This window comes from Sedimentitalea xiamensis (assembly GCF_030164465.1).
GTDB lineage: Bacteria > Pseudomonadota > Alphaproteobacteria > Rhodobacterales > Rhodobacteraceae > Sedimentitalea > Sedimentitalea xiamensis.
In genome coordinates this window covers 1-7,462 of the sequence record NZ_JASNJE010000062.1, presented here as the reverse complement: position 1 = coordinate 7,462, position 7,462 = coordinate 1, and the positions used below count along the sequence as shown (strand labels likewise).

Annotated in this window: 8 protein-coding genes; 5 read left to right on the top strand and 3 right to left on the bottom strand. The window is 64.0% G+C overall.

Features of this window, described 5'->3' with window-relative positions; translation table 11 throughout:
• Positions 1-186: 186 nt before the first annotated feature.
• The 3 genes from QO034_RS22800 to QO034_RS22790 all read right to left on the bottom strand — a co-directional run bounded on the left by QO034_RS22800 (position 187) and on the right by QO034_RS22790 (position 2,842).
• The gene (locus tag QO034_RS22800; RefSeq protein ID WP_284487806.1) at positions 187-1,014 is read right to left on the bottom strand and encodes an isocitrate lyase/PEP mutase family protein; all 828 of its coding nucleotides are present in this window, start codon (positions 1,012-1,014) and stop codon (positions 187-189) included.
• Positions 1,015-1,111: 97 nt separating this feature from the next.
• On the bottom strand, positions 1,112-2,272 hold the full coding sequence (locus QO034_RS22795; protein ID WP_284487805.1) for an MFS transporter: 1,161 nt from the start codon (positions 2,270-2,272) through the stop codon (positions 1,112-1,114).
• 144 nt (positions 2,273-2,416) lie between these two features.
• Positions 2,417-2,842: a nuclear transport factor 2 family protein gene (locus QO034_RS22790; RefSeq protein ID WP_233155407.1), complete on the bottom strand. Its 426-nt coding sequence runs from the start codon at positions 2,840-2,842 to the stop codon at positions 2,417-2,419.
• Positions 2,843-3,285: 443 nt separating this feature from the next.
• Here QO034_RS22790 and QO034_RS22785 point away from each other — a divergent pair, with 443 nt between their 5' ends.
• The 5 genes from QO034_RS22785 to QO034_RS22765 all read left to right on the top strand — a co-directional run bounded on the left by QO034_RS22785 (position 3,286) and on the right by QO034_RS22765 (position 7,384).
• A complete protein-coding gene (locus tag QO034_RS22785; RefSeq protein ID WP_284487804.1) occupies positions 3,286-4,833 on the top strand; it encodes a winged helix-turn-helix domain-containing protein in 1,548 nt (515 codons plus the stop codon).
• A 168-nt stretch (positions 4,834-5,001) separates the two neighbouring features.
• Positions 5,002-5,253, top strand: coding sequence for a hypothetical protein (locus QO034_RS22780; RefSeq protein WP_199025606.1), 252 nt, complete (start codon positions 5,002-5,004; stop codon positions 5,251-5,253).
• Positions 5,254-5,401: 148 nt separating this feature from the next.
• Positions 5,402-6,166, top strand: coding sequence for a class I SAM-dependent methyltransferase (locus tag QO034_RS22775; protein ID WP_284487803.1), 765 nt, complete (start codon positions 5,402-5,404; stop codon positions 6,164-6,166).
• Positions 6,167-6,231: 65 nt separating this feature from the next.
• Positions 6,232-6,513, top strand: a complete 282-nt coding sequence (locus QO034_RS22770) for a hypothetical protein (RefSeq protein WP_284487802.1) — start codon at positions 6,232-6,234, stop codon at positions 6,511-6,513.
• 205 nt (positions 6,514-6,718) lie between these two features.
• Positions 6,719-7,384, top strand: a complete 666-nt coding sequence (locus QO034_RS22765; RefSeq protein WP_284487801.1) for a hypothetical protein — start codon at positions 6,719-6,721, stop codon at positions 7,382-7,384.
• Positions 7,385-7,462 lie beyond the last annotated feature (78 nt).

Below are 7,462 nucleotides of genomic sequence, written 5' to 3'. Positions count from 1 at the left end.
GAAACCCCGCAGGCCCGCCGCCGCTGCGCTATGTGAGGGCTACGCAGCGCCGGGCCTGCTCAGCAAAAGGGGGTCAATATTGGACGCCGATAAGGGGTCAAAGTTCAATGCCGATTGACAAGTCGGAGTGGTTTTCGGCCTGTAAGATGTGATGCGGCGTCATGTTTCCGAGAGCTTCTGTTCTCCTCAGTACTGCGAACCCGGCGGCTCATCGGTCAACATCGCATCCACATCAGCGGCGCTCGCGGCCTCCTTCAGGATCGTGAAATCGCCCCGTTCTAGAATTGTACGGGCCCCGTCGATGATCACCTTTTGCATGACGCGCGCGAGTCCTCCACCGATGGAAATCCGGGCCGCGCCGAGCGCGCCGATCTCTTCCCCCGTCAGGTCGCGCATGTCGCCTGCGGCGAGAACGTTGACCGGCACCCCGGTTGCCGCCAGCGCGCGGGTCGTATCCACATCGACGAGCGGCGCGTAGAGCACGTCGGCCCCTGCCTGGGCGAAAGCCTGGCAGCGGCGCAGTGCCTCGGCCTGGTCATAGTTGCGCAGCAGCCAGCCATCAGCGCGCGCCGTCAACACAATTCCTGCGGCACGGGCTGCGGCAACTGCCGCCTCGATCCTTTCCAGAGCGAGATCGAAGGCATAGGAATCTTTCGTCGGGAGGGCTGTGTCCTCGATCGACACGCCGGCCAGACCGGCTTCCGCTGCGAGTCGCACGGTATCCGCCACCGTCTCAGGACTGTCACCAAATCCATTCTCGAAATCGCCGTTCACCGGCACATCGACAGCGTCGCAGATATCGGCTGCGTGTTGCAGGGCCACCTGTCGCGAGATCTGACCGCCATCGACAAGCCCCAGCGTGAATCCGTGTCCGGACGATGTTGTCGCCAGCGCCCGCGCGCCAAGCCGCGCCATCACTTTCGCCGAGCCAATGTCCCAAGGGTTGGGCATCACGACCGGCTTGCCCGGGACATGCAGCGCACGGAATGGCTCTGTCAGTTCTTCTCGGCGCACGGCAGCCCCCTTCCAGTTCGGTGCAGGCTCACCATCGATAGCCAGCCTTCGCCGCACTGCGCACAATCCTGAACCATGAGCGCATGGCCATTCCTCGCTATGCTGCGACCGGCGGTGCCGAAGCCGTTTGCCGGAATGCAAGGTGCGCGAGGATTGCAAGCAGCATCATGACAGAACCCAGCACGAATGCCACGTTTACATCGCCCACATGATCGGCAATTCCACCTGCCAGCGCCGGGGCAATCATCATTAGCAGGTAGTAGATCGAATAGAAGACGCCTGTTCCAAAGGCACGCGTTTCGGGTCGCAGGATGAAGCCGGGCATGGCTACAATGGGACCCGGAGCCAATCCGGCCAACAGGCCGCCCAATACGAGCGCCACAATCAAAAAGCTGTCGGGCAGATAGAGAACCGCTGGAAATACCAGCATGGCCCCGACGAGACTCACGAATATGAGCAGGTTTGCCCGTCCCGTTCGATCTGCCAGCCATCCACCAATTGGAATCGTTAACGTTGCCGCCAGTATGTAGAAGCTGATGGCGGAACTTGCATTGGGGATGGACATGCCACGTTCTCCGAGAACGAGTGTGCCGAACCCGAAGATCATCGCGAATGCTGCATTGTAGAGGCCCCACAATAGTGCGGCGAATGCCAGGGGCGTCCATGGGAGGGTAGTGATGTTGATACGTGTGTCGGCTGTCGTGGCACCAACTGGAGTCTGGTAGACAAACGCGAAAAGCAGAAGTGCCATGACTGTGAAGATCGTCAGCGCGGTCCATGCAGACTGCACCTCCGCGCTGGCGGCGAGCGCCGGGAGTATCAGCAAACCGAGAGCGATCCCGACGGGCCAGGAGCCGATGTAGATCGCCAACGCCGTTGAGACATTCTTCCCAGCAAACCAGTCAATCACCATTTTCGTCATCAGAACGTTGATGACAACGCCGCCAATGCCCGAAACCACCCGGCCGGCGACTGCCCATCCGAGGTTTGACGCAGACATCATCATCACGGCACCAATGACCATGAACATCAGGCTTGCAATGACGGTCCGCTTGTCACCAAACCAGGTCGCGACGGCACCGCCGGCAACCGCGACAATGATACCCGGTCCCAGATAGAGACCGATCAGAAGACCGATTTCCGTCAGCGTAATCGCCAGGCTATCCATGATGAATGGAGATAACGCCGCCACGGACTGGAACTGTATGGCCATCACGGTTCGGGCGAAGAAAAGTACACAAAGAATGATCCATCGCATCGGCAAGAGAAATGTCCTCAAAGACAATGAAAAGATGAAAGGCTTTCCGCGGTGTGTCGCAGGCAGACGAGCGCGCGCAACATGGGCCGCTGCGGCGGCATCTGCGACGTGCGGGCGCCGGCTTGGCCGCCCGCGCCGGTGGCGTCAGGTCCAGCCGAGAGCGCGCATCGACTGGGCGTCGTTCCAGATCTTGGTCATGTGCTGGATCTTCGGGCCGTCGAACCTCATCGCATAGACGTAGTCGGCCGCCACGCTGCGCCCGGTCGGCGGCACCGGCCCGCCTTCGTCCGTGTGGGTCCCGTGGAACACCGCGAAACCCAGCACCGTGGCACGCGCCTCGTCGGCCGCGAAGGCCTTCATGTCATAGCGTCCGTCCGGCGCCAGCTTCAGCAGACCCTCCATCCAGCCGGCATAGGCCTCGATCGTGCCGATCTCAGCCAGAGCGTCCGACTGGCAGGAGAAGGTGGCGCCCGGCGTGCAGAAAGGCGCGCAGGCGGCCCAGCCCTTGCCCGTCTCGATGGTGTCGAAGAACGCGGCGGCGGTGTCGGTCATAGTCATGGTCTTGTTCATCGTGTCGCTTCCTGTCAGGTGGCCGCGAACTGTGGCAGCTTTTTCCAATGGGGCAGTTTTGCGCGGCACTCGCTACAAGACCGGCTAAAAATATCTAAATCCGGCGGGTCAGACCTGCGGCCAAACCTGCGCAAGCGCGCTTCTATCGTAGAGCGTTCGCGTCATCGGGTGGCGCAAGACCCGCGGCGAAGCGAAAGAACATGTCGGCACGCGCAAGTTAATTGGGGTTCGAACTTAGCCAACGTCCGGAAGGCCCTGTATTGACCAAGGTCGGCGCAATGTGCTCGACCTTCTTGAAGGGTGCCGTGGCGCGTCGGATGTGTCGCCCGCGTCGGCATGCAGCGATCGGGAATTGCGTCGCATCTCAGTTGCCGCGGGACGTTCCAAGAAAATGCGGATAAGGTGCATACGATTTCTCGACTTCCGTTTCCATTTCCGGGCCCATGGATCAATACCGTTTCGATGACTTCATTCTCGACCGCCGGAAACGGCAGCTTCTGTGCGGGCCTGACGTCGTCCGGGTCGGGGCACGCGCCTTCGATCTTCTGGAGATGCTGGTGATGCACCGCGACAGAATCGTGTCGCGGGACGAGATCATGCAGGCCGTCTGGCCCGGAACGATCGTGGGCGACAACAATCTGAACGTGCAGGTCGCCAATCTGCGCCGTCTGCTGGGCGCGGACGCGATCGTCACCGTGCCCGGGCGCGGCTTGCACTTCGCACTCGATGTCTTGCCCGATGCAACGGCACTTGCCTTGCCAGGCAAGCCATCTGTCGTCGTGCTGCCCTTCGACATGCTGGGCGGCGACCCCGACCTCGACTGGCTCGCAGACGGGTTCGTGGAGGACATCACTACAGAGCTCTCGCGCTTCCGCGACCTGTTCGTGGTCGCCCGCAACTCCGCCTTCGCCTACCGGCATACACCGCGCGACCTGCGCGCGATAGCACTCGAGCTGGGCGTGCGTTATGTCGTGAAAGGCAGCGTGAGGGCGCGTGCGGACCGCGTCCGGGTCACGGCGCAGCTGATCGATGCGACCAATGGCGGGCATGTCTGGGCGGAAAGCTTCGACCGGGACATGGCGGATCATTTCGAGATGCAGGCGCGTGTCGCCCGCGCAATTGTCACCTGCCTCTCGCCGCAAATCGACCGGGCAGAGGCCGAGCGAATCCGTGTGATTGCCCCGGAGGACCTGACCGCCCACGGTCTCGCGCAACAGGGCTGGTCGGTGATCTCGTCCGGCGAGATGGCGTATGACCGGGGGCTCCGTGATCAGGCCGAGGACCTGGCGCGGCGGGCCCTGGCGCGCAACGACGCGTCGGCCCTCGCGTGGCGGGTTCTCGCCTGGGTGGCCTGGTGGCACGTCTATCACGGCACGACCGACAGCGTCCCGGATACTTTGGCAACGGGCATCGACGCGGCAACCCGCGCCATTGCCATCGAGCCCACGGATCATCAGGCGCGGCGGCTTCGCGCGCAATTGCATCTGATGAACCAGGATGTCGCGGCAGGCCTGCCCGAATTGCGGCAGGCGCACGAGATGAATCCCAACTGCGCCGTGACGCTGTGCTGGCTGGGCATCTACGAGGCCATCAACGGGAACGCGGATATCGGCGTGCCTCTCGCCGAGGCCGGCATTCGGCGCAGCCCGCGCGATCCGGCCCGCGGCTCTATGCTCTGCGCGTTGGGCTTCGCGCAGTTCGCCGCGCGCAACTACGCGGCAACGGCCGAGTGCGCCGAAGCGGCGCTCGCAGAGTCCGCGAACGGGACCACGCCGCTGATCCTCGGCACAATCGCCTATGTCGGCCTGGGCCAGATCGAAAAGGCTGCGGAGACCTTCCGAAGGGTCCAGCGCATCGCACCCAAACTGGTCGAAGCGCGCCTGTCCGGCCGCTGGCTGAGCGCGAACCCGGACTATCTCACACGCGCACACACGTTTTTCCGCATCGCGGCCGGGCTCGCGCCGCCGCAAGCCGCCGACGCGCTGCGCTGAACGCCCCCCAAGCTTTAGAACTCTTTAGGCCTTCGTATAGCCGCGAACCATCGAGACAGGCGACAGCTGACTTGCGCGACCGTGTCGCGGAGAAATTCGCAGGCACTTGCCGCCGGAAACGACCGCCTTGGGCTTGACTCGACAGGCCAGCAAGAAAGGAAACATCTCATGCTGTATATCGTCCTGACAGCTTGCCTCGTGTCCAGCCCCGAAGAGTGCGGGGAACGGTACATTCCCGTCTATGCCGATGTGTCACCCATGGCCTGCATGATGGGCGCCCAGGCGGAAATCGCCCAGTGGAAGGAAACCCATGCCGAGCTGATCGTCTCCCGCTGGCAGTGCAAGACGGGCGAGACGATAGCGGCGGCCGCGGCGCCGCGCGACCTCGCTGCAAGGCCTGCACGCATCGGCCTGAAGTGACCAGATCGGGCTGCTGCCGAGTGTCGCCTTGTCTCACGGCGGCCCGCGGGCACACGCCGCGACAGATCGACTGAGCCGGCCCACGACGGACAGCGGGACCTATGTGGAGAAAAAAATTTCGACAACGAGGCCAAAGGGTACATCGGAAGTGAACGGCCCGCTCTGGGGCGCGCGCGCCCGCGATTGGGCGGAGGTGCAGGAGGGGCAGTTCGCCGCCGCCTTCCACGCGGTTCTGGCCCATGCGAAGGTCGGGCCAGGCACGCGCCATCTCGATGCCGGCTGCGGTGCGGGCATGGCCGCGACGCTCTCGGCATCGCTCGGCGCAACCGTCGCCGGGCTCGACGCGTCCGAGGCCCTGCTGGAGATCGCACGCGAACGCACGCCCGGCAGGGATTTCCGTCAGGGTGATCTGGAGGCGCTGCCTTGGGACACCGACAGCTTCGATCTCGTCACCGGGTTCAACTCGTTCCAGTATGCCGGCGACGCAGGCCAGGCAGTTCGCGAGGCCGGACGCGTGACCCGTCCCGGCGGTACGATCGTCATCATGACCTGGGGCGAGCCCGCGGGCATGGAGGCAGCCGGGCATGTCGCGGCCCTGAAGCCGCTTCTGCCGCCGCCACCCGGCGCCTGCGGCCCTTTCGCGCTGTCGGAGGAGGCCGCCTTGCGTGGCTTTGCCGAAGCGGGCGGCCTCACGCCGGTCGAAGTGATCGACGTCGATACGCCGTGGCACTACCCCGATCTCGAAACGGCGCTGCGGGGCTTGGCCTCGTCGGGCGTGGCCGCGAAGGCCGCGGACCATTCCGGCGAGGACGCGCTTGTCGCGGCCATGACCGAATTCCTCACGCCGTTCCGAAAGCCAGATGGCAGCATCGGCTTCAGCGCGCCCGCCCGCTATCTCGTCGCCACGGTCTGACCCGCACGCATCCGGGAGCGGCCGATCGATGACGCTGTCCTCGGTATCAGCAGAGGGAGACAATTTTGACACCCATTTTGCAGGCCCTCGCCCTCGGCGCAGTCGTCGTAGGTGCTGCGACCGGCGCGGTCAGTGTAATGAACGGGGGCATCCCTGATCTCGCTGTGCCCGAAGGGCCATGGCAGGCGGGCAGCGCGCTGGATGGGCGAGTGTTCCATACCGTCGATACAATCCTGGGATCCGGCGAAGTCCTGCGTGACGAACTGCATTTCATGGATGGACGCTTCCAATCCGCGAAGTGCCAGCAATATTGCGATTTCGGCTGGGCGGACTACGAAACGAAGTAGACGGGCGACACCATCCACTTCACGGCGACGAGCCGATGCCCCGATGCCCCGATGCCCCGCATACCGTCGTCTGGTATGGCACCGTGCAAGGGGACGAGGTGCGCTTCGAGCGGACGTGGACCACGCGGCGGTGGTACTGGACGCGCCAGATCGGTGTCGTCGGCGAGGGCTCGACCACGCCCTTCGCACACCCGGTTGCCGACACATGAGCGAGTATTCGACGCCGCCGTCGCCTGGGAGCCCGGCACGTGTCCTCCTGCGGATTGCCGCGCTGCTGAGCTTCATTGTCGCTGCGACCTGGTGTGCTCATATCGTTCGCGATGCATTGAACCTGCAAGTCATGCCCGCCAACGAGCAGCAGGTTCACAACATGATCATGATCGGCGCGATCGCCTACGTTGCGCTGCTCGCCGTGCCCTTCGTGCCAGGCGTGGAGATCGGGTTGGCGATGCTGACTGCATTCGGCGCGGCAATTGCCCCGCTCGTCTATGTGGCGACGGTCCTCGCGCTGTCGCTTTCATATACGCGGGGCCGGATGCTGCCCATGACGGCGCTCGCGCGCGTTCTGGCGATCCTGAAAGTGCGCCGCGCGGCCGATCTGGTCAGGCGCGCTGCCTCTCTGTCGCGCGACGAACGGCTGACGATGCTCCTCGAAGATGTTCCGCCCGGCATCATGGCGCTGGCGCTCCGCCGCCGTTACGTGGCCCTCGCGCTGGTCTTGAACATTCCCGGCAACGCCTTGATCGGCGGTGGCGGCGGAATCGCTCTTTTGGCCGGGATGAGCGGCCTCTTCGCCCCGCTGCTAACATTCCTTGCGTTCGCGATCGCGGTATCACCCGTCCCGCTGGCCGTCGTTATCCTTAGTGCCTGATCCCAAGACCATACGCCAATGTCCGGATCAATTGGGGATGTCCAAAACGGGCTGACCAAGCACCAGGGCGAAAGAACG

Bases quoted from the DNA above. Each gene is read 5' to 3' on its own strand.
- QO034_RS22795 (WP_284487805.1), bottom strand. From the start codon at position 2,272: ATGCGATGGATCATTCTTTGTGTACTTTTCTTCGCCCGAACCGTGATG.
- QO034_RS22790 (WP_233155407.1), bottom strand. From the start codon at position 2,842: ATGAACAAGACCATGACTATGACCGACACCGCCGCCGCGTTCTTCGAC.
- QO034_RS22785 (WP_284487804.1), top strand. From the start codon at position 3,286: ATGGATCAATACCGTTTCGATGACTTCATTCTCGACCGCCGGAAACGG.
- QO034_RS22780 (WP_199025606.1), top strand. From the start codon at position 5,002: ATGCTGTATATCGTCCTGACAGCTTGCCTCGTGTCCAGCCCCGAAGAG.
- QO034_RS22765 (WP_284487801.1), top strand. From the start codon at position 6,719: ATGAGCGAGTATTCGACGCCGCCGTCGCCTGGGAGCCCGGCACGTGTC.